Below are 21,919 nucleotides of genomic sequence, written 5' to 3' on the forward strand. Positions count from 1 at the left end.
CAGGCCCCGCGCTGGATTGCGGGGCCTGCCAATCGTGATCGAACCTGTTTAGTTCGACTTGAGTTTGCGTGCTTCGATGATGACTTCGTAAGCGTCGTGGGTGATCGGCATAAAGCCTTTCGCGTCACCCTGAAGAACGCCATAGGCGCATTCTTCGTCCATCGACTTCAGCGATGCCATCAGGCCGGTCATCTTGAGCTTGACGTCTTCCGGAAGCGCCTTGCGCAGTACAACCGGGCCTTCCGGGATCGGCTTGGACTTCCAGATTTCGACGAGATCGTTCATGTCGACGAGACCCGCATCCACGGCCTTGCGAAGCGCGCCCGAGTTGTAGCCGTCTTCCCAGTTGCCAAGGCCATCGGCCCAGGTCACACCGGCGTCGATGTCGCCGTTGTTGACTGCAACGATGGTCTGCTCGTGGCCGCCGGTGAATTTCACTTCACCAAAGTAGTCGCCCGACGTCATGGTCGCGCCGGTCGCGGCCGGGATTTCGATCGACGGGATCAGGTAGCCCGAGGTCGAGTTCGGGTCGCCAAAGCCAAAGACCTTGCCCTTCATCGCTTCAAGGCTGTCGATGCCAGCGTCCTTGCGGGCAAACCCGATCGAGTAGTAGCCATAGCCGCCATCGGTGTTGACCTTGACGAGGATCGGCTCAACCGCTTCCGGGTCGCTCAGGAAGGTTTTCGCATAGCCCGATGCGCCGAGCCACGCCATGTCGATGGTGCCGCCAAGGAGGCCCTGAATGACGCCGTTATAGTCGGCCGGGGCAAAAAGCTTGGTTTCGACGCCGAGCAGTTCTTCGGTCTTCGCGCGCAGGCACTCGTTCGAGTTCATGCGGTCCTGGGCGTTCTCGCCGCCAAGAATGCCGATGCGGAATTCGTTGATGTCTTCGGCCAGAACCGGGGTGGTCAGGGCGGTGGTTGCCAGTGCGGCAGCGATCAGTCTTTTCATCTTCTCTCTCTCCAGTTGGTAAAAGCCCCGCGTTCGCAGAACGGGGCAGATGAAACTCAGGCAGGGACGCTGTTCAGCGTTTGAATTTCTGTCGATGTGTAGGCTTCGTTAAAGCTGTCATCGGCGCCATAGATGTCGCGTGCGACACCCGTCGTCAGTTGCTCGGGCGTGCCGTCAAAGACGATCCGCCCGTCGCGCATCCCGATCACGCGGTCGCAATAGCGCCGCGCCGTATCAAGGGTGTGCAGGTTGGCAATCACCATGCGGCCATCCTCTTCGTGGATGGCGCGCAGGGATTGCATAACGACCTGCGCGTTCATCGGGTCGAGCGAGGCAATCGGCTCGTCCGCAAGGATGATGCGCGGGTCTTGCATGAGGGCACGGGCAATTGCCACGCGCTGCTGTTGACCGCCCGAAAGCGCTTCGGCGCGCTTGGGGCCATGTTCGGCAATCCCGAGGCGGTCAAGAATATCAATCGCCCGGTGGATGTCTTCTCCCGGAAACAGGTTGAAGATCGTGGCCAGCGTCGAGCGACGGTTCAGCGTCCCGTGCAACACGTTCGACACCACATCCATCCGCGGCACGAGGTTGAACTGCTGAAAGATCATCGCGCATTCGGACTGCCAGCGGCGTTTGTCGGCCCCCTTGAGGCTGGTGATCTCGCGCCCGTCGAACACGATCCGGCCCGAGGTCGCATCGCTCAGACGATTGAGCATCCGAAGAAGCGTCGATTTGCCAGCGCCGGACCGGCCAATAATGCCAATCATCGCCGGTTCGCGGATTTCGATATTTGCCGAATCCACGGCGACATTCGGACCAAAGGACTTGGTCAGGTTCTCGATCGTTAGCACAGCTTACCCCCAGCGTTCTTGAGCCGGGGGATAGGCCCGCCCGAAGAAGAAGACTTGTCAGTTTGGTGAAAGTTTTGTGACGCGGGTCACTTGATCCAGATCGGATTCGACCAGGCCCGCTTGCCTGCCGCATCAATGACCGAGATGCGCACCCAGTCACTATTGTAGAACCGCTGCAGCGGCACTTCCGTGCGCGTCATCGAATGACCATGCACTGCCGTTGCCGCCGTTCCGTTGCCCTGCGCGATCACGCTCACCACCGAGGAACTCTCGACCGTGACCGATTTCTCGTTGGCCTCAACAAGATGCAATTCCGGCCCCTGGCTCGAATAATAGTCGCCCCGCTTGAGCGCCTCGAGCAGGAGGTCCGGCTCGTTCGCCTCGGCCTTGACCATGACCCAGCCGCCGAAATGGTCCGGCTCGGTGAAATGCGCGTCATCCGTCGCCACGAGGTCAAGCTTGCGCCCCTCCGCCAGAAGAAGATCAAGCGTGTGGAACCCGTCCGGACGATCACAGCCCGTCGCACAGCCGTGGTTATAAACCTCGACCGCATGCGCCGCCTCAAGGCTGCGCGCATCCTCAAGCGTGAGGCCTGACCACTGCGGATGCGCCACGGCGACAAACGCCCCGGCGTCGCGGGCGCGCTTGGCAATCTCTGCGCCGCTTTCCTGCCCCTCGACCGGCAGGAAAGCCGGCGAATGGCTGGGTTCGAAATCGGCCGGAAGGCCAACCGCAAGGATATGCCACAACTCGCCATTCGCCATCGCCCCGGAATGCAACTCCGCCCCGAGGATCGTGGTGAAATTCTCGTCGCGGAACGGCACCGTGTCTGCGATGGGATACTTATAGATACCGATGAAATGATCCGTCAGGCTGATGAAATCATAGCCTTCCGCCTTGTAGCGCCGACAGACCTCCTCCGGCGTCAGGCACCCATCCGAAAGGTTTGAATGCGTGTGCAGGTTGCCGCGATAGAAACGGCCGGGGGCGGTAAAGGCGGAATGGATCATGACGGGCTCCGTTGGTGGTCTTGTGCACGGTTTTCCGCCGAGTATCGGCCCGTGACGATAGTTTTGTGACGGTTATGGCATTGCACCGGGTCGCTGGGAAAGAAAATCGGGCCAACTGCCGGAAAATCGCGCGTCAGACCGCCACCATATGATTGTCCCAGCGGATATCCTGCCGCCCTGTCTCTTCAAGGCGATCGCCCACATAGCGCGCCACCCGGCCATCGCCGGACGTGAGGACAAACCCCGCTGCGTTGGCGCCGATGCCGCAGACATCCGCCATCGCCACAGACCGCGCAACGCGCATGCCCTCAAGGTCGATCACCTGCACAACCCCGCCCCGCGGCGAGGAAATCGCAACCTCCCGCCCGTCCTGCGAAAAGGTCACGCTGCCCACATAGGCGTTGAGCGCCGCATGCTGTTCCGGCGTTGGTTGCAGCAATCGCACCTCCTCGCCCAACCGATGCGCCCCGAACAGAACCGGCGCCTGCGCCCGGTCGCCCTGCCATTGCATCCCGAACGCAACCATCCCATCGTCGCGCACCGCGATATGGCGGATCGAATTCATATGCATCTCGCGCGGCAATTCCATCACCTCGATCTCCGCACCCTCGGGCGAAAGATAAGCAAGGTTCGGCTCCATCATCGGGATATTGAGCTTTGCCCGCCCCGCATCCGGATGCGTCTCAATCCCGCCATTGGCAACAACCAAGGTCTCGCGCCCCGGCAGCCGGCAAATCTGATGCGGCCCGACCCCACCCGAAGCGAACTCTCCAATCCGACGATACCCCGCGCTCCGATCCCAAACGCCGATAACGCCCTGCCCAGCCTCGAAATCGTTCTCCGTGGTGAAAAGCGTATTTCCGTCCATCGAAAAGGCGCCATGGCCATAGAAATGCCGCCCCTCAGGCGCCTCCAAACGATGCAACACCGCCCCGCTGAGACAATCGACGACAAAGGCGAAATTGCCCGGCCTGCGCGCGAACCCGACGGCCTCTGCCGCGCTCGGATGCGCCGCCGCCGCATGGCCCCGCGCCGGAAGCGGCACCGAGAAAATCGCCGCGCCCGTCTCCGCCATCCCGATGAGGCGATAGGCCCCCTCCCGGTCCTGCGCCGCACTAAGGAAATGTACATCCCCAAGCCCGGCCCATGTCACCGTCGATACCGACCCCGCCGCCAATGCGCCCGCGATAAATCCCCGCCGTGTGACCATGGCTCAGTCTCCGTCCAATGCGTTGAACCCGGCCACCACACCAAGGTGACTGCCAAGCTCCACCGCCGCGATCTCGCGCAGATCATCAAGCACCGCCTGGATCGTCTCGATATTAAGCCGCTTGGCCGGATCACTCACCGTCGCCAGAACCGGATCGTCAAGCGCGACGCTCGCCGCGCGCACATAGTCGAACCCTTCGTGGAACTGTGCCGCAAGGCTCGGCGAGCCCGCCGAAAGCATCCCCGCCAGCTCGTCGAGTGCCTCCGCCGACAGGATCACATGCCGCACTGACCGCCCTGAAAGCCGCGCCTCTGCCCGGTTCGGACGCGGGCGTTCAAAACTGCCCAACGGCCGCTGGAGCCGCATATCCGCCGTCACCTGAAGCCCGGTGCCAAGCGCCTTGAAAAGCTCCTGCACCCCTTCTTCCTCTGTGCGATAAACGGCGTTGTCCTCGGCCCCCGCACGCCGCAGCGTCTCGGCATAAGAGGCGCGCCAATCGGCCTCAATCGCCCGCGTCACCGCCGCGATCTGCCCCGCCATCGCCCGCACAAGATCACAACGAAACGCCTCACTGCCAAGGGTCGCGATCTCCGGATCATAGAGAAGGTATTCCATCGCGTAGTAGCCCTGCACCGCGATGGACTGGATCGCGAACCCCTCGGGCGTAAGGACGCTCTCATCCCCCTTGAGGATCATCGCCCGTAGCGCCTTTGGCGTCTTTCCCCGGCTATCAGGCCAAAAGGCGAGCGCGAAGGCGCGGTTGTCGGTCTCCGACGGGCCGAACCGCAAATGGCTGACCCCAATCCACGCATCAAACGCCAGCCCCCACGCCGCGCGCAGCGCCGGATCATCCGCCCCGCAATGCGCCTCTGCCGTCTCGGCAAGCGCCGCGCCCGTCTCGGCAAGTGCCGCGTAGCGGGGCAGGATATGCTGATCCGTAACCGACGCGATCAGCGCCCCCCGGTCCGAAACCTCCGCCCCTGCCCCGATAGGCAAAAGGCCAAGACACAAGACTGCCAAAAGACGTTTCATCGCTATCGCCCTCCTTAAAGGCTCTTCAAGAACCGGATCAGCGCCGCGCGCTCTTCCGGTGGCAAGGACACGACCCGCTCCCGCGCCGCCTTGGCCTCCCCCCCGTGCCAGAGCACCGCCTCAAGAAGACTGCGCGCCCGGCCATCGTGCAAGTATCGCTCCTGCCCTGCAACCGCGCCCGTCTGGCCAAGCCCCCAGAGCGGCGGCGTTTTCCATTCCCGGCCCGTCGCCATGCCCTCGGGGCGGTGATCCGCAAGCCCCTCTCCCATATCGTGCAGGAGGAAATCCGAATAGGGCCAGATCAGTTGAAACGACCGCGACGGATCGTCCTTGAGGCGGTGGGTGACATAGGCGGGCTTGTGACACGCGGCACAGCCCAGCTCCTGAAACACCGCCTTGCCCCGCAAGACCTCGGGCGCATCCGCTTCTGTTCGCACCGGCACTGCAAGATGCGCGGTATAAAGCGTCAAAAGATCGAGCCCCTTGGCGTCGATCTCAAACACGCGCGCATCCTCATCCCCATGTGGGCGATCACGGCAATCGCCCTGCGCCGCGCTACAATCGCCCCATGGATCGGGATAAAGCGGGCTGGAAATGCCGATATCGTTCGAGAACGCATCCGCCGATTGCTCGCGCACCGTCGCCATCGCGCCCTTGCGTCCGAAGCGGCCAATCATCTCTGTGCCGTATTCGCGCGACATCACCCGGCGCGCGCGCCCCGAAATCCCGTCGCCATCCGCATCCTCCGGGTCTTCGCCCGCAAGGATATCCTCGGCCCGGATCGCCTCGATGAGGCCAAGCCCCGGCAAGGGCGGCGCAAGCCGCGGGCTGGTCATCGCGCCCTCAGGCCACGACCCATAGCCCAGAGCGCTGACCGCATAGACCGGGTGATGCAGCGTTACCACCTCGCCGCCCGCAAGCGTCACATTCTCGGTTTCATACTGCACGTCGAGCCGCGCTTCCGCTGCGAGACCCGAAAGGGAATTGGTCTGAAGCTGGCCACCATAGCCCGGCACACCCGAAAGCTTGAGCATCAGCGCCGCACCGCGATGCCCGCCACCGATCTGCCCCGATTCCGGCACATGCCCGCGCCCGTTGCCCGGATGGCAGGCAAGGCACGAGCGCGCATTGTAAAGCGGCCCAAGCCCGTCCGACGCCTTGGTCGAGCTTGGCGCGCCAACCCATATTTTCTTGAAAAGCGCGCGCCCAGAAAGGAAGTCCAGCTCTTGGCGTGCTTCAAGCGTCGGCATGGCATGGCTAAAGGCTTTGTCGCCCGACGCCGCCACGCTCGCCGCCCCGGCAGAGAGATGTTCGAACCGATTGAGCGCCGCAGCACTCTCAATCGCCGCGGCGATCCGCGCCTCTTCCGCCGCACTGCGCGGCAAGGCGTCAAGATGCGGCTCGAGCGCCTCTGGCCCGGCGGCTCCGGCGCTGGCCCAACACAAGGCCCAAAGGCCCATCGCGATCGCAGCGCGTCTCATGCTTATTCGTGTCTCCCGGCCCATGTCATGCCCTATGGCTACCGCAGGGCCAGACGGAACAACAGGGCGCGCAACCGCACGCCCTGCCGCATGTCATCAAATGGCGATTACCCGCCGAAGGGAATCACGAAAGCCGCACCGATCTGGGTCGAGTTCACACCCGCATCGTCGATGAAGGCCACCGCGCCGCCAAATTCCACACCGTTCTTGAACGTGTAATCCGCGCCGAACGTTGCCATCTTGGTCTCGCCCGCGCTGGTCACGTCGCGCAGGGCCAGCGACCCGGACAGGGTGATGTCGCCAAAAGCGCGCGACGCATTGAGAAGCGCATAGGTCGCATCATCGCCTGCTGTGCCGCCATAGTTGTCGAACACGCCAACCTCACCGAAAAGCGTCACCGAGCCAATCGTGCCACCAACGCCCGCAACAAAACCGGTCTCGTCGGATTCGGTCGCATTGCCGCTCAGGTGCCGCGCGCCGATGTTGTAGAACACGCCACCATCAAGCTCCTGCGCCCAGTTGATCGCGAGGTTGTCGAACTTGCCGGTGTTGCCCGCGCCGGACCCCGCCACGCCCGAGACGTTCGGACCGACGTTAAAGCCAAGCTGCTCGCTAAAGATCGTGTCATCCGCGTAGAAGGTCGCGATCGAAAGCGTGCCGCCCGCGATCTCGATATCGGCGGCAAGCACAATCTGCTCTGTCAGCTCGTAGTCGTCGGCAAGGCCGCTGGCATAGAACCCGGCTGCCGAATCCCAGGCCGAACCGAACGCAACGCCGGTCTTACCAACGGTCAGTGTCGTGTTGCCAAGGCCAAAGGACAGGCCGATTTCGCCAAGATAGAACCCAAGATCTTCGAACGCCCGGTCATTGACTGCGCCAGTCATCGACTCACCTGTGCCCGCGACGAAGAGGGTCACGTTGTCGGTGAGCGCCCATTCCGCCGCCACATCGACGATGCCATAAAGGTCGTTGACCTCGTTGCCGGCCACATCCGAGCTGACAACGCTGTCGATGCCGATCTCAAGCGATCCTTCCCAGGTCAGGCGCGGATCCGCGAGACCAGACGTTGCGGCGAGAGAGAGGGAGGCCGCCGCGACCCCCATGCTGAGGTGTTTCATTCTTCATTCCGTTTTGTGCCTCGACACAGGGGCTACTCAGTGTTGGCTGTGTATCGAAGGGTTTGTTATGTTATAACGTTAGACGCCCTTACTGGAACACAGCCGACGGATTGTCCAGACTGTCCGAGCCCTCAACGGCGATTCCGTCGAGACCAAGCACCGAAACAACGCGCTCAAAGCTCTTTGTTTGTGCAACAAGCCCGTTGACGCCGCCCATGACGAGCGCTTCGCCCTTGGCGTTGCCCGGCGCAAGCATCTGGTCATAAGACATCTCGCCCGCATCCGCCGCGGCCTTCATCTCGCCCATCGCGGCCATGGTCGCCTCAAGTTTGGCGATCACTTCGGCATTCAGCTCTGCATCCTGTGCCGCCACGAGATCGGACACCGACGCGCCCTCGACGACCGAGCCATCCACGCGGGTATAGGCACCGAGATAGACGTTCTGAATCCCTGCCGCATCGTAGTAGTGGCTATTGTGGGTGTTGTCCGAGAAGCAATCATGCTCTTCTTCCGGGTCGTTGAGCATCAGGCCAAGGCGCATCCGCTCCCCGGCAAGCTCCCCATAAGAAAGCGACCCCATGCCCGTCAGAATCGCGGTCAGGCCTGCGGTTTCGTCCTTCATGACCTCGGCCCGCGCGGCGCCGCCCTCTGCCCAGGCGCCCGCCATGTCCTCAAGATCGCTCACGAGGAGATCGGTCGCCGCCTTGAGATAGGCTGCGCGACGGTCGCAATTGCCCCCGGTACAGCCTTCCCCCGTGACAAAATCGGTATAGGGACGGTTGCCCGCACCGGCCTCGGTGCCATTGAGGTCTTGGCCCCAAAGCAGGAATTCAATCGCGTGATAGCCGGTCGCCACATTCGCCTCGACCTCGTCCGCCTCATGCAGCGTCTCTGCGAGCAGCACCGGGGTGATCTCGCTGGCATCCACCGTCTCACCCGAAAGCGCGAAGGTCGGATTGGCGATCACATTGGCCGCGTAGAGCGCGTTCTCTTCGTTCTCCGCGCCATAGCTGGTGTCCACATAGTCGATCAAACCTTCATCGAGCGGCCAGGCGTTCACCTTGCCTTCCCAATCATCCACGATGGCGTTGCCGAAACGGTAAACCTCGGTCTGCTGATACGGCACGCGCGACGCGAGCCAGGCCGACTTGGCCGCGGCAAGCGTCTCTTCCGAAGGGTTCGCGATCAGAGCATCCACCGCAGACCCGAGGGTGCGCGCCGTGATGAGGCTGTCTTCGTACCCGGCTGCCGCGATATCGGCATAGGTTTTGAGAACGGCCTGGTTGTCCGCTGCGAAGGCGGTGCTTGCAAAGCCAAGCGCGGCAAGCGTCACGCCAAGTTTAAGAGAGGTCATTGTGATGTCCTTCATATCCGGTGCTGTCTGGTCCTTGTTGAGATCCCGCCTTCTGCGTGCGGGTATCCTGATGGGGTCTATTTGGTGAGAATGAGCTTGTTGGCGCGGGTGATCCGCAACGTGTAGACCTGACCGTCAAGAACAATGCGCGCCTGCGCCTTGCCTTGGGTCAGCTCTTTCGCATCATGAATTGGAAAATCTTCGATGGGCGGGGTCTTGTCCGTTTCCAACATATCTCAATCTCGTCCGTCAGAGGTCCTGTCGCGCCCCTTAACTGACTAAATTAATCAGAAACGTCAACCCGACTTATTTAGTCGGAAAAATCTTTCTCCGGTCCGATCACATTTTTAAGCGCCATGCGGAATATTTGCTCTTGCGGCGAAATCCCCTCGTCCGGCCGCCGCATGAGACCAACCGGACCGCGTGTGATCCCGGTGTCAAAAGGCAAGGGCACAAGAAAGCCATCGGCGATCTCATTCGCCACAACCCCCGCCGAGATGATCCAGATCGCATCCGAGCGCCGCGTATAAACCCGCCCGAACGCGCCCGAAACGGTTTCGATCCGGTTCGGCACATTGCCCACCCCATGCGCAATCAGGAATCGCTCGATCAACGGACGGATCGCCGATCCCTGTGGCGGGTAGATGACCTGCCACTCGCCGATCCGCGCAAGGTCCGGCGCGTCAAGAAGCGGATGACCCGCGCGCACGATGAACTCGACCTTCTCTTCATAAAGCTGCGTGAACGAAAGCCCCTGCATCGTCTCCGGCCGCCCAAGCCGCCCAATCACAAGGTCCAGCCCCCCAAGCCGGAGCCGGTCGACAAGGAACCCGTGCGGGCCGTCTTGCACATGCACCTCTACATCCGGGGCGATCTTCGACATCTCGGTCACCACCGCTGGCATGAGGCGCGCCGCCACCGACGGCAACGCACCGACCGCAATCCGCGCCTTGCCCGCCGTGCCGACCTGCTCTACCCCGGCAAGCCCCTGCTGAAGCGCTGCCAGCGACTGTTCCGCGAAATGCAGGAACACATCCCCCTGTGGCGTGAGCGTCACCCCTGCCCGCGACCGTTCAAGAAGCTCGGCGCCAAGGATCTCTTCAAGCTCTTTGAGCGTCTTGGAAATCGCCGGCTGCGTCAGGAAAAGCCGCTCCGCCGCGAGCTTCAAAGATCCTTCCCGGCAGATTTCCACGAAACATTGGATATGCCGGAACTTGATACGTCGATCGATCACATGCTTTCCACTTTAGGCAACTATATGGCGAATATCTTCATTTTACTTGCCAAGATCAACCATTCAATATCCCAATGTAACGGGAGGAAAGACCATGCGTACACAAGTGGCCATCATCGGTGGCGGCCCTTCGGGCCTGCTTCTGAGCCAGCTTTTGCACAAGAAAGGCATCGATAGCGTCGTGCTCGAACGCAAGACCCGCGACTACGTGCTTGGCCGTATTCGCGCCGGGATTCTCGAGCAGGGTTTCGTGGATCTGATGCACGAGGCTGGGGTCGGCGAGCGCATGGACCGCGAAAGTTTTGTGCATGACGGCACTGTGGTGTCCTATGGCGACGAAGAATTCGGCATCAACTTCAAGGATCTGACCGGCACCTCCGTAGTCGTCTATGGCCAGACCGAAGTCACCCGCGACCTCTATGACGCCCGCGAGGCGATGGACGGCAAGATCGTCTTCAATACCGAGAACGTGCAAATCCACGAGGCCGACAGCGACGCGCCCTATGTGACCTATACGGTCGACGGCTCCGAGCACCGCATCGACTGTGATTTCGTCGCCGGTTGCGATGGCTTCCACGGCGTCAGCCGCCAGACCATCCCCCTCACCGTGCGCCGCGAATACGAAAAGGTTTATCCCTTCGGCTGGCTCGGCATCCTCTCGGAAACGCCGCCCGTGCATGACGAACTGATCTATGCCGGTTCCGAACGCGGCTTTGCCCTCTGCTCCATGCGCAACGACAACCTGAGCCGCTATTATATCCAGTGCTCCCTCTCCGACAGCCCCGAGGACTGGACCGACGCCGCCTTCTGGCAGGAACTCAAACGCCGCATCCCGGCGCATTACGCCGAGAACCTCGTCACCGGCCCCTCGATCGAGAAATCCATCGCGCCGCTGCGCTCCTTCGTGACCGAGCCGATGCGCTGGGGCCGCCTGTTCCTGTGCGGCGACGCCGCCCATATCGTGCCGCCCACCGGCGCCAAGGGCCTCAACACCGCAGCAAGCGATATCCACTATCTCTACAACGGCCTCGTCGCCCACTATCACGACGGCGACGACGAAGGCCTCGACCGCTATAGCGAAAAGGCGCTGGCCCGCATCTGGAAAGCCGAACGGTTTAGCTGGTGGTTCACCTCGCTGATGCACCGTTTCCCGGATCAATCCGATTTCGATCTCAAGATGCAGCAGGCCGACATCGCCTTCCTGCGCGACAACCGCGCCGCGCAAACGGTTATGGCCGAGAACTACGTCGGTCTGCCATACTGATCGCCATGAGGGACACGATGACCAACAAATACGATTCCGGCATGCAGGTCCGCCGCAAGATTCTCGGCGACGATCACGTGGACCGCGCCGAGGCCGCCAAGACCGACTTTGACGCCCCCTTCCAGACCCTCATCACCGAGGGCGCCTGGGGCACGGTCTGGGCCTCTGACGGCATCACTGATCGCGAACGCTCCATGTTGACGCTGGCGCTTCTGGCCGCTGCCGGGAACTTCGAGGAAATTCCCATGCACATCCGCGCCACCGCCCGCACCGGCGCGAGCAAGCAGGATGTGCTCGAGGTGTTTCAGCATGTCGCCGTCTATTGCGGCGTGCCGCGTGCCAACCACGCGCTGAAGCTCGCCAAGCAGACCTACGCCGAAATGGAAAACGACGCCTAAGACGACCAACGGGAAACGCGCCCGCCCTAAGGAGACACCACCCATGAGCACACCAGGGGAATTCTACCAGCGAGATCGCTTGTGGCACCCGCCCGCCTTCGCGAAGGACTACAAGACCTCCGTGACGCGCTCGCCGCAATACGCGCTGATCTCGCTTCAGAACTCGGCGAGCGAGATCACCGGCCCGACCTTTGGCCACCGTGATATCGACCCGATCGACAATGACCTGATCTCGAACTACGCCAAAGCGGGCGAAAGCCCGATTGGCGAGCGTATCATCGTGCATGGCCGCGTCCTCGACGAGAATGGCCGCCCCGTGCCCAATACCCTCGTCGAAGTGTGGCAGGCCAACGCGGGCGGGCGCTATCGCCACAAGAAAGATACCTATCTCGCGCCCATCGACCCGAACTTCGGCGGCTGTGGCCGGACCCTCACCGACGAGAACGGCTATTACTACTTCCGCACCGTCAAACCCGGCGCCTACCCGTGGCGCAACTGGGTCAACGATTGGCGCCCGGCGCATATCCACGTCTCGGTTTTCGGCTCCGGCTTTGCCCAGCGCCTCATCACCCAGATGTATTTCGAGGGCGACCCGCTCATCGACACCTGCCCGATCGTCAACACGATCCCCGACAAGGCCGCCATCGGCCAGCTGATCGCCGCACTGGATCGCAACGCGACGATCCCGCTCGATACCATCGCCTACAAGTTCGATATCGTCCTGCGCGGTCGCCGCTCGACGCTGTTTGAAAACCGTCTGGAGGGCAACTGATGACTCAGAAACTCGACTACCTCAAGGAATCCCCCTCCCAGACCGCCGGCCCCTACGTCCATATCGGCCTCGCCCCCGGCGCGGCAGGGTTTGACATCTACCGTCAGGAACTCGGTTGGGACATCGCTGGCCCCAACGCCAAGGGCGAACGCATCCGCGTCGAAGGCATCGTCATCGACGGCACCGGCTCGCCGATCAAGGATGTGCTGCTCGAGGCCTGGCAAGCCAATAGCGAAGGCGTCTACGCCCACCCCGAACACCCCGGCGAGGTCGAAGAGGGCTTTCGCGGCTGGGGCCGTGTCATCACCGATTTCGCCACTGGCGAATGGGGGTTTGATACGGTGAAACCGGGGGCCGTCATGGGCCGCAACGGTCATATGATGGCGCCGCATATCAACCTCTGGATCGTGGCGCGTGGCATCAATGTCGGCCTCAACACCCGCATCTATTTCGACGACGAGACCGAGGCCAACGCCTCTGACCCGGTGTTGAACATCATTGAATGGGAACGCCGCCGCGCAACCCTGATCGCCAAGCGGACCGAACGCGACGGCGAGATCGTCTACCGCTTTGACGTCAAGATGCAGGGCGAAGACGAAACCGTGTTCTTCGACATTTGATCGTCGTGACAACCCGGCCCGCTCCGATATACGGTGCGGGCCAAAAAGGAATCCGCAATGAGCAACCCCTGTATTCTCTGCTGCGCCATCACGGGCAGCGTGCCGCGCAAATCTGACAACCCCGCCGTGCCAACCACGGTCGAGGAACAGATCGAAAGCAGCCACGCTGCCGTCGAGGCTGGCGCCTCCATTATCCACGCCCATGTGCGCAACGATGATGAAACCCCCTCCTCCGATCCCGAGCGCTTCGCCCGCCTCAAGGAAGGGCTCGAGAAACACTGCCCCGGCGTGATCATCCAATTCTCGACGGGTGGCCGCTCCGGCGCTGGCCACGAACGCGGCGGCATGCTGTCCCTGCGCCCCGACATGGCCTCGCTCTCAGTCGGCTCGAACAACTTCCCGACCCGCGTCTACGAGAACGCGCCGGACCTTGTCGCGTGGCTCTCCTCCGAGATGCAGACCTACGAGATCACCCCCGAGATCGAAGCCTTCGATCTCTCGCACCTGATTCAAGCGATCCGTATGCATGACGAGGGCAAGCTTTATGGCCGCCTCTACGTGCAATTCGTCATGGGCGTGAAGAACGCCATGCCCTGTGACAAGGAAGTCTTCGATTTCTACGTCCACATGATGAAGACCCGCGCGCCCAAGGCCGCGTGGTGCGCCGCCGGGATCGGCGCAAATCAGGCCGTGGTCAATGAATGGGCCATCGCCGCTGGTGGGCATACCCGTGCGGGCCTCGAGGACAACGTGCGCCTCGACCGCAACACGCTCGCACCCTCCAACGCAGCGCTGATCGCGCGCGCCGCCGATCTCTGTGCGAAATACGAACGCCCCGTGGCGACTCCCGCACAAGCGCGCGAAATCCTCGGCCTGCGCTCGGCCTGAGGCGCGCAAGTTTTTCGAAACTCCATGGACCAAGCGATGCCCAAATCGCTTGGCCCCGCCCCGTTCATCGGGACGGTGCTGTAACGACTCCCCACAGACGCAATACCGACGCGATACCGACGTTATACCGACGTCGGTTTTGCCGTTTACGATTGCCTGCATCGACCGGGGCCCGGGCCCAAAGAAAAGGCCCTGAAAGCGTCTGCTTTCAGGGCCGGAATTCTTGGTGGCGGTACAGGGACTTGAACCCCGGACACGCGGATTATGATTCCGCTGCTCTAACCAACTGAGCTATACCGCCTTAGGTGCAGAGCGATTTATGAGAACCTCCGCACGGGGTCAAGCGGAAAAACGGCCCCTCGCCAAAGTTTTCCCGCCGCTCAAGTGATGGCCACCGAGAAGGCATGCGGCGAGGTTCCGAACCGTTCCCGAAAGCGCCGCGAGAACTGCGTCGCCGAGGCGAACCCACAGGCCAACGCAACCTCCCCCACCGGCAAATCCGTCTCCGCCAAAAGCGCCCGCGCCCGCTGTAGGCGCAGGTCGATGAGATAGCGTTTCGGTGTGCGCCCGACGTGATGCGCAAAGAGCCGCTCCATCTGGCGCCGCGACACGCCAACCCGCTCCGCAACTTCGTCGAGGCTAATCTCTTGGTCGATCTCGTCGTCAAAAATCCGCACGATTTCAAGAAGTCGCGCATTGCGCACCCCAAGCGTCGCCGCACGCGACACCATCTGGCTATCCCCATCCGAGCGATGCACCGAATGCAGGCACATGTTGAGCACCGCCTGACTGAGCAGTGGGCCATACCGGTCGTCGATGAGCTTTAGGAACAAGTCCGTTGCCGCCGCCCCGCCGCCGCAGGTCATGATCCGCCCGTCTACGACATAAAGCTGTTCGCGCAGGTCTAGATCGGGATAGCTTTCACGGAATGGCACCTGATTTTCCCAATGCAGGGTCACACGACGCCCCTTGAGAATGCCCGCCCGCGCAAGCGTATAGGCTCCGGTACAGAGCCCGCCCACGGTCCGCCCCATCCGCCATTGATAACGGATCCAATCCGCCGCCTTGCGCGAGGCCGCCTTCTCCGGTTCGACCCCGGAACACACAAGCACATAGGCGCTGTTCGGGGTATCGCCCAGCGCCGCATCCACCGAAATCTCGACACCGTTCGAACACCGGACCGGCGCGCCATCCTCCGACATGGTCGTCCAGCGATACAGCGCCCGCCCCGTCAGCTGGTTCGCAATCCGCAACGGCTCAATGGCCGAGGAAAACGCCAACATCGACAGGTTCGGCAAGAGCAGAAAAACAAAGTGCTCCGGCTCGCTCACCCCGTCGGGCCCAAGCTCTACATAGGCAACACCTTTCGGGATCAACCCGCCACTCATCTGCCAGTCCTCTCTTTTGCGACGGGACATGGTATGATCGCTGATACGACTCGGACAAGTCGGAAAACGACCCTATTTATAGCTTTTACCGCATGGAAACGCTGGCGGTGGGCGGATGCGCCCGAAGTGCCGCCCGAAGCCACTGCATCGCCCGCCCCGGCCCGCTACCGGATCGCGACGCAAGCACCATCGGCAACGGCGCCCCCATATCGAAATCGATGACTTCAAACCGGCTCCGAAAGGCATGGCTCTGTACAAAGGAATCCACCACCACGCCAAGCGCGTCTGTCCGCTCGATTATGCCCGACGCCATCGGAAAGTTCTCGATGATGTGCAGGCCGCGCACGGAATCCCCCTCGAGGTGATCGAGCACCTCGATCAACGGGCGCACATGGGGCCCCGAAAGGTCCGGTGCGATGATCGGATAGCGCGCCAGATCCTCCGCTCCGACAAGATGCCCGCTGAGCGGATGCCCCTTGCGCGCATACATGCGCGAGCGCAGCGGCGGCAGTGGCTCCATGGCAAATCCCGCCTCCCCCATAAGCCCATGTTCGGGCGCGATGAGCGTGTCGAGATCGCCTTGCCGCAGGAATTGAATCCCCGTCTCAAAAGTCACCCCGCGCAAATGCACCCGCACTTCCGAATGGCTCAGGACAAGGTGGCGCACGGCCCGGTTCATCAATCCCTCAAGCGACGGTGGCGCAATCCCGATGCGCAACACCCGGTCGCGCGTTTCTCGCCCGCTGCGGGTATCACTCACGAGTTGATCCATATCCGACAGGATACGCGCCGCCCGGTCGATGAATGTCCTGCCCGCCGCCGTCGCCACAACGCCACGGGCACGCCGCTCGAATATCGCAAATCCTAGGTCGGCCTCGATATCGGCCACCGCCTTGGTCACCGCCGACTGCGTGATATGCAGATTGCGCGCCGCCGCAGAGATCGCCCCGGCCCGGTCCACCGCCAGAACATAGCGCAGTTTGCTTAGGTTCATTCCATAGACCCATTCCAATAATGAATATCATTGGACAATATAGAATTTGTCAGATGGATGAAAGCACCCCCATACTTCCCCCGAAACAGGGATTCGGGGAGGATACCCATGACCAAGACCATCGTTGCCGGTGTCGGCATGATCAAATTCGCCAAACCGGGCGCGTCCGACAGCTATGACAAGATGGGCGCCGATGCGATCCGCGCGGCGCTCGCGGATTCCGGGCTGTCTTATGAGGACGTGAAGCAAGCCTATGCCGGCTATGTCTACGGCGATTCCACCTGCGGCCAGAAAGCCCTCTATCAGGTCGGCATGACGGGCATCCCGGTGATCAACGTCAACAACAACTGTTCCACCGGCTCGACCGCGCTCTTTCTGGCGCGTCAAGCCATCGAGCATGGCATTGCCGATTGCGTCCTCGCGGTCGGCTTTGAACAGATGCAGCGCGGCGCGCTTCAGAGCCACTGGACCGACCGCCCGACGCCGTTCGACGATTTCGACCACGAGACCGATGTGCTCGTCGGGAACTCGCAAGTGCCGCTGGCGCTGCGTTACTTCGGTGGCGCGGGCAAAAGCCATATGGAGAAATACGGCACCGAGCTGCGCGACTTTGCCAAGATCCGTGCCAAGGCCTCGCGCCACGCGGTCAACAATCCCCTCGCCCTCTTCAACACCGAAGTGAGTGAAGACGACGTGATGAACGCCCCCTTCATGTGGGAAGGCGTAATGACCCGCCTCATGGCCTGCCCCCCGACCTGCGGCGGCGCGGCGGCCATCCTCTGCTCTGAAGAGTTTGCCAAAAAGCACAACATCCCGACCACCGTCTCAATCGTCGGTCAGGCGATGACGACAGACTACCCCTCGACCTTCGATGCGCACGATATGATGCAGGTCGTTGGCTACGATATGACCGCCGCCGCCTCGAAACAGGTGCAGGATCAATCCGGTATCGACATCAAAGACGTGGACGTGGTCGAACTGCACGATTGCTTCGCCCATAACGAGCTCATCACCTATGAGGGCCTTGGCCTCTGCCCCGAGGGCGGTGCGCAGAAGTTCATTGCTGATGGCGACAATACCTATGGCGGAAAATACGTCACCAACCCCTCCGGCGGGCTACTCTCCAAGGGCCACCCGCTTGGCGCGACGGGCCTTGCGCAATGCTATGAGCTGACCCACCAACTGCGCGGCACTGCCGAGAACCGGCAGGTCGACGGCGCCAAGACCGCGCTTCAGCACAATCTCGGCCTCGGCGGCGCCTGCGTCGTGACGCTCTATCAGGCGGCCTGACCCATGGGGATTTTTGACCGAAGCACAGCGGGGCAGAAGACCCCGCCCATCGAGGTGACCCTTGAACGCGGCGCGATCGCCTTCTTTGCCGAAACCATTGGCGAGACAAACCCGATTCATTTCGACGTCGACGCCGCTCGCGCAGCCGGGCACCCGGACGTGGTCGCACCCGCAACCTACCCCGTGGTCGTCGGCACCTTCGCGGGCAAGGAAAGCATGCGTCGGGGATTGCCCGGCATCCATGCAATTATCAACGCTGACTTCCGCTGCCTTCTGCATGGCACCGAGAGCTACATCTATCACGGCCCAATACACGCGGGTGAAACCGTGTCGGTCGAGAACGAAGTGCTCGGCTTTGCCGATGCCAAGGGCGGCAAGCTGGAAATCGCGCAGGTCGCCACCCGCATCACCCACCCCGAGCGTGGCCTACTCGTCGAGGCCAAGCGCGACATCATTCACGTTCTGGGCTGAGGAGGCGCAACGATGACCATCACCCCCGCCACCGCCAAACCCGGCGACACGCTACCGACGCTCGTCTTTGGTCCTGTCTCGCGCACCAAGCTTGCGCTCTATGCCGGCGCGTCGGGCGATCACAACCCGATCCATATCGACCTCGATTTCGCCAAGGGCGCCGGGTTCGACGACGTCTTCGCGCACGGGATGCTGTCCATGGCGCAACTGGGCCGCCTCGTGACCGACTGGGCCGGACAGGAAAACGTCCGCACCCTCTCAACCCGCTTCACCGCAATCACCCCCGTCAACGCGACTGTGACCTGCGAAGGCAGCGTCGCTGAGATCGTCGAGAAGGATGGCGAGACGCTCTTGAAACTGACCCTGTCGGCCAAGGTCGACGACGGAACCCAAACCCTGAAAGGCGAAGCGCTCGTGCGCGCCGCCTGAAGACGGAGAGACCCCCATGCCCAACCATCTGTGGATGCAGGAAGACCACAAGGCGTTCGCCGACACCGTGCGCCGCTTCTTCGCCGAAGAAATCACCCCCAACAAGGACGCCTGGACCGAAGCTGGCACCGTGCCGAAATCGCTTTGGAAGAAGGCGGGCGAGCTTGGCATCCTCGGCGCGACCTTCCCCGAAGAACACGGCGGCCTCGGCCTCTCGCGCCATTTCGACGCCGTGACCTTCCTCGAACAGACCCGCGCCGGCGATAGCGGCTGGGGAGTCTCGGTCCACAACATCGCCGCCCATTACATCACCGCCTTCGGCACCGACGAACAAAAGGCCCGCTGGCTCCCCGGTCTCGCCTCGGGCGACAAGGTCGCCGCCATCGCGATGACCGAACCGGGCACTGGCTCCGACCTTCAGGCGGTCAAGACCACCGCCATCAAGGACGGCAATGAATACCTCATCAACGGCTCCAAGACCTTCATCACCAACGGCGGCAGCGCCGACCTGATCGTCCTCGTCGCCAAGACCGATCCCAAGGCCAAGGGCCGTGGCGTGTCACTCATCGTGGTGGAGACCGAAGGGCTCGAAGGTTTCTCTGTCGGTCGCCGCCTCAAGAAAATGGGCATGAAGCGCAACGACACCGCCGAATTGTCCTTCGAGGACGTGCGCGTGCCGCTTACCAACCTGATCGGCACCGAGGAAGGCCAGGGCTTTATCCAGCTGATGAAGCAACTGCCCTGGGAACGCCTGATCCTCGGCTTCATGGCCCTCGGCGCCTCACAATGTGCGCTCGACATGACGCTCGACTACGTGCGCGAACGCAAGGCCTTTGGCCAACGCATCATGGACTTCCAGAACACCCGCTTCAAACTCGCCGAAGCGGCGACAAAGATCGAGCTTCTCGCCGCCTTCGTCGATCAATGCCTCGCCGAATTGGAAACCGGCACCCTCACCCCGGAAAAGGCCGCCATGGCCAAGTGGTGGGGCACCCAGACCCAATGCGAGATCATCGACGAATGTCTCCAGCTTTTCGGCGGCTATGGCTACATGCAGGAATACCCGATCTCCGAACTCTATACCGACGCCCGCGTGCAGAAGATCTACGGCGGCACCAATGAAATCATGAAAGAACTGATCGCGCGCGATCTCGACCGCGACTGAGGGAGGACACCATGGGAAAACTTGACGGAAAGACCGCCTATATCACCGGCGCAGGCAACGGCATCGGCCGCGCGCTGGCCCTGAAACTCGCCTCCGAGGGGGCCAATGTCGTGGTCAACGACCTCGAAGCAGAGCCCGCCATGGCCGTGGTCGAAGAAATCGCCGCCATGGGCGGCCATGCCATCGCCGTGCCCGGCTCCGTGACTGAACAAGGCTTTGCCGAACGCTTTATCGGGGCGGGCGTAGAGAAATGGAACGCCATCGACATCATCGTCAACAATGCGGGCTACACATGGGATAGCCTCATCGGCCACATGACCGACGAACAATTCGACGCCATGATGGATGTGCACGTGAAGGCCCCCTTCCGCATCCTGCGCGCCGCCTCCGGCTTTATCAAAGGCGCCGCCGCGCAAGAGGCCGAAGACGGGCGCGAGGTGTTCCGCAAGGTGGTCAATATTTCCTCCATCGCGGGCACGTCAGGCAATGTCGGACAAGCCAACTACTCGACAGCGAAGTCTGCCGTCCTTGGCCTCACCAAGACGCTCGCCAAGGAATGGGGCCGCCACAAGGTCAACGTCAACTGTGTCGCCTTCGGCTATATCGAAACCCGCCTGACCGAGGCCACGGACGAAAAGAAAACCATTACCGTGGACGGCAACGAGGTCGGCATCGGTATCCCGAAAAAGGTCGCTGGCGGGTTCGCCGCGATGGTGCCGCTTGGTCGCCCCGGCACTCCGGCAGAGGCCGCAGATGGCGTCTATCTCTTCTGCTGCCCGGAATCGAACTACGTCTCGGGCCAGACCCTCATCGTCGGTGGCGGCCTGACGGGATGACGCAGAAGGGCATGCTCTCCGGGGTCCGCATCGTCGAGATCGAAGGGCTTGGCCCCGGTCCCTTCGCCGCTATGACGCTGGCCGATCTTGGCGCTGATGTCATCGTGATCCATCGCAAGGGCAAAGGCGGTCAGGTCACCGCCGAGGCCTCGGTCCTCGACCGGGGCAAGCGCTCCATCGCGCTCGATCTCAAAGATCCCGACGACATCGCCACAGCCAAGGCGCTCATTGCCCGCGCCGATGGCCTTATCGAAGGGTTTCGCCCCGGTGTCATGGAACGGCTCGGCCTCGGCCCCGAGGCCTGCCACGCGGAAAATCCGGCCCTCGTCTATGGCCGCATGACCGGCTGGGGTCAGGACGGCCCACGCGCCCCCACCGCCGGGCATGATCTCAACTACATCGCGACCTCCGGCGCGCTGCACTACGCCTCGGAACCCGGAAGCCCCCCAATCACGCCCGCAACCCTCGTCGGCGACATCGGCGGCGGCGCGCTCTACCTCGTGGTCGGCATGCTCTCCGGCATTCTCAACGCCCGCGCGACCGGACAAGGCACGGTCGTCGACGCTGCCATCGTGGACGGCTCCGCCCATATGCTCGGCCTCCTCATGGCGATCCGCCAGAGCGGACAGCTTGTCGATGATCGTGGCCAGAGCCTGCTGGACGGCCCGCACTGGTCCCGTAGCTACGCCTGCGCCGATGGCGGCTTTATCTCGGTGCAATGCCTCGAGCCGCAATTCTACGCACTCTTCCTTGAAAAGCTCGGCCTTTCGGAAGACCCCGAGTTCCAACGCCAGCATGACAAGGCGCTCTGGACCAAGCTCACGGCGCGGCTCGAGGATATTTTCGCCGCCGAGCCCCGCGCTCACTGGGCCACGCTCTTTGACGGCTCTGACGCTTGCGTTGCGCCCGTGTTGTCTCCCGGCGAGGCTGCGGATGACCCGCACATGCGCGCGCGCAAAGTCTGGTCCGCACCGGACGGCGTGTTGCAAGCGGCCCCCGCCCCCCGGTTCGGTGGCGAATTGGCCCCGATCCACGCGCCCTGCACACGCGGCGCGCACAGCGCCGAGATTCTCGCGGAACTCACGCACAAAGCCTAGGCTGGGAAGGTCTTTCAAAAGACCTTCCCCACGCGATTTCAAAACGGTTTTCCCCGACCTCGCGGT

23 protein-coding genes and 1 tRNA gene are annotated in these 21,919 nt (G+C 62.4%); 11 read left to right on the forward strand and 13 right to left on the reverse strand.

The features are described from left to right. Nucleotides 1-48 precede the first annotated feature (48 nt). From phnD to pcaQ, 10 genes are all read right to left on the reverse strand, one after another. On the reverse strand, nt 49-951 hold the full coding sequence (gene phnD / locus MK745_RS00410; protein ID WP_243611297.1) for a phosphonate ABC transporter substrate-binding protein: 903 nt from the start codon (nt 949-951) through the stop codon (nt 49-51). 56 nt (nt 952-1,007) lie between these two features. Further along, complete coding sequence (gene phnC, locus MK745_RS00415; RefSeq protein WP_243611298.1) at nt 1,008-1,802, reverse strand: phosphonate ABC transporter ATP-binding protein; 795 nt, start codon at nt 1,800-1,802, stop codon at nt 1,008-1,010. An 86-nt stretch (nt 1,803-1,888) separates the two neighbouring features. After that, nucleotides 1,889-2,812 (reverse strand): PHP domain-containing protein, encoded by a 924-nt coding sequence (locus tag MK745_RS00420; protein WP_243611299.1) that lies wholly within the window; start codon nt 2,810-2,812, stop codon nt 1,889-1,891. Nucleotides 2,813-2,945: 133 nt separating this feature from the next. Continuing rightward, entirely contained in the window at nt 2,946-4,022 is a 1,077-nt protein-coding gene (locus MK745_RS00425; protein ID WP_243611300.1) for a DUF1513 domain-containing protein, read from the reverse strand. Between the two features lie 3 nt (nt 4,023-4,025). Next, nucleotides 4,026-5,054, reverse strand: a complete 1,029-nt coding sequence (locus MK745_RS00430) for an imelysin family protein (RefSeq protein ID WP_243611301.1) — start codon at nt 5,052-5,054, stop codon at nt 4,026-4,028. Nucleotides 5,055-5,068: 14 nt separating this feature from the next. Beyond that, nucleotides 5,069-6,535, reverse strand: a complete 1,467-nt coding sequence (locus MK745_RS00435; protein ID WP_431978953.1) for a di-heme oxidoredictase family protein — start codon at nt 6,533-6,535, stop codon at nt 5,069-5,071. A gap of 107 nt (nt 6,536-6,642) precedes the next feature. Then, nucleotides 6,643-7,653, reverse strand: a complete 1,011-nt coding sequence (locus MK745_RS00440) for a hypothetical protein (protein WP_243611302.1) — start codon at nt 7,651-7,653, stop codon at nt 6,643-6,645. An 88-nt stretch (nt 7,654-7,741) separates the two neighbouring features. Then, entirely contained in the window at nt 7,742-9,007 is a 1,266-nt protein-coding gene (locus MK745_RS00445; protein WP_243611303.1) for an imelysin family protein, read from the reverse strand. A gap of 77 nt (nt 9,008-9,084) precedes the next feature. Next, a complete protein-coding gene (hemP, locus tag MK745_RS00450) occupies nt 9,085-9,240 on the reverse strand; it encodes a hemin uptake protein HemP (RefSeq protein ID WP_243611304.1) in 156 nt (51 codons plus the stop codon). A gap of 77 nt (nt 9,241-9,317) precedes the next feature. After that, nucleotides 9,318-10,241 carry a pca operon transcription factor PcaQ gene (gene pcaQ, locus MK745_RS00455; RefSeq protein WP_243611305.1) on the reverse strand — a complete coding sequence of 308 codons (924 nt, stop codon included), beginning with the start codon at nt 10,239-10,241 and terminating at the stop codon, nt 9,318-9,320. 94 nt (nt 10,242-10,335) lie between these two features. Here pcaQ and pobA point away from each other — a divergent pair, with 94 nt between their 5' ends. From pobA to MK745_RS00480, 5 genes are read left to right on the forward strand one after another with little or no spacing between them, the layout of a single operon-like run. Further along, on the forward strand, nt 10,336-11,505 hold the full coding sequence (gene pobA / locus MK745_RS00460) for a 4-hydroxybenzoate 3-monooxygenase (protein ID WP_243611306.1): 1,170 nt from the start codon (nt 10,336-10,338) through the stop codon (nt 11,503-11,505). Nucleotides 11,506-11,522: 17 nt separating this feature from the next. Beyond that, a complete protein-coding gene (gene pcaC / locus MK745_RS00465; protein WP_243611307.1) occupies nt 11,523-11,903 on the forward strand; it encodes a 4-carboxymuconolactone decarboxylase in 381 nt (126 codons plus the stop codon). A gap of 43 nt (nt 11,904-11,946) precedes the next feature. After that, nucleotides 11,947-12,675: a protocatechuate 3,4-dioxygenase subunit beta gene (gene pcaH, locus MK745_RS00470; protein ID WP_243611308.1), complete on the forward strand. Its 729-nt coding sequence runs from the start codon at nt 11,947-11,949 to the stop codon at nt 12,673-12,675. Then, on the forward strand, nt 12,675-13,295 hold the full coding sequence (gene pcaG, locus MK745_RS00475) for a protocatechuate 3,4-dioxygenase subunit alpha (RefSeq protein WP_243611309.1): 621 nt from the start codon (nt 12,675-12,677) through the stop codon (nt 13,293-13,295). Before pcaH ends, pcaG begins: the two co-directional genes overlap by 1 nt. Nucleotides 13,296-13,352: 57 nt before the next feature. Beyond that, nucleotides 13,353-14,183: a 3-keto-5-aminohexanoate cleavage protein gene (locus MK745_RS00480; protein WP_243611310.1), complete on the forward strand. Its 831-nt coding sequence runs from the start codon at nt 13,353-13,355 to the stop codon at nt 14,181-14,183. Nucleotides 14,184-14,407: 224 nt separating this feature from the next. On the opposite strand, the gene MK745_RS00485 is transcribed toward MK745_RS00480, so the two are convergent. The 3 genes from MK745_RS00485 to MK745_RS00495 form a co-directional block, all read right to left on the reverse strand. After that, nucleotides 14,408-14,484 (reverse strand) — tRNA-Met (locus MK745_RS00485). Between the two features lie 79 nt (nt 14,485-14,563). Continuing rightward, nucleotides 14,564-15,571, reverse strand: coding sequence for a GlxA family transcriptional regulator (locus MK745_RS00490; RefSeq protein WP_243611311.1), 1,008 nt, complete (start codon nt 15,569-15,571; stop codon nt 14,564-14,566). An 85-nt stretch (nt 15,572-15,656) separates the two neighbouring features. Then, entirely contained in the window at nt 15,657-16,565 is a 909-nt protein-coding gene (locus MK745_RS00495) for a LysR family transcriptional regulator (protein ID WP_243611312.1), read from the reverse strand. 108 nt (nt 16,566-16,673) lie between these two features. On the opposite strand from MK745_RS00495, the gene MK745_RS00500 reads away from it, so the two are divergent. From MK745_RS00500 to MK745_RS00525, 6 genes are read left to right on the forward strand one after another with little or no spacing between them, the layout of a single operon-like run. Further along, a complete protein-coding gene (locus MK745_RS00500) occupies nt 16,674-17,855 on the forward strand; it encodes a lipid-transfer protein (RefSeq protein WP_243611313.1) in 1,182 nt (393 codons plus the stop codon). Nucleotides 17,856-17,858: 3 nt separating this feature from the next. Next, entirely contained in the window at nt 17,859-18,326 is a 468-nt protein-coding gene (locus MK745_RS00505) for an FAS1-like dehydratase domain-containing protein (protein WP_243611314.1), read from the forward strand. Between the two features lie 12 nt (nt 18,327-18,338). Then, nucleotides 18,339-18,755: a MaoC family dehydratase gene (locus MK745_RS00510; protein ID WP_243611315.1), complete on the forward strand. Its 417-nt coding sequence runs from the start codon at nt 18,339-18,341 to the stop codon at nt 18,753-18,755. A 16-nt stretch (nt 18,756-18,771) separates the two neighbouring features. Next, nucleotides 18,772-19,920 (forward strand): acyl-CoA dehydrogenase family protein, encoded by a 1,149-nt coding sequence (locus tag MK745_RS00515; protein ID WP_243611316.1) that lies wholly within the window; start codon nt 18,772-18,774, stop codon nt 19,918-19,920. 11 nt (nt 19,921-19,931) lie between these two features. Next, nucleotides 19,932-20,756 (forward strand): SDR family NAD(P)-dependent oxidoreductase, encoded by an 825-nt coding sequence (locus MK745_RS00520; RefSeq protein WP_243611317.1) that lies wholly within the window; start codon nt 19,932-19,934, stop codon nt 20,754-20,756. Between the two features lie 11 nt (nt 20,757-20,767). Continuing rightward, nucleotides 20,768-21,853, forward strand: coding sequence for a CaiB/BaiF CoA transferase family protein (locus MK745_RS00525; protein WP_243611318.1), 1,086 nt, complete (start codon nt 20,768-20,770; stop codon nt 21,851-21,853). Nucleotides 21,854-21,919: the final 66 nt, after the last annotated feature.

The sequence above is a fragment of the Shimia aestuarii genome, from assembly GCF_022814865.1.
Classification (GTDB): Bacteria; Pseudomonadota; Alphaproteobacteria; order Rhodobacterales; family Rhodobacteraceae; genus Shimia; species Shimia aestuarii_A.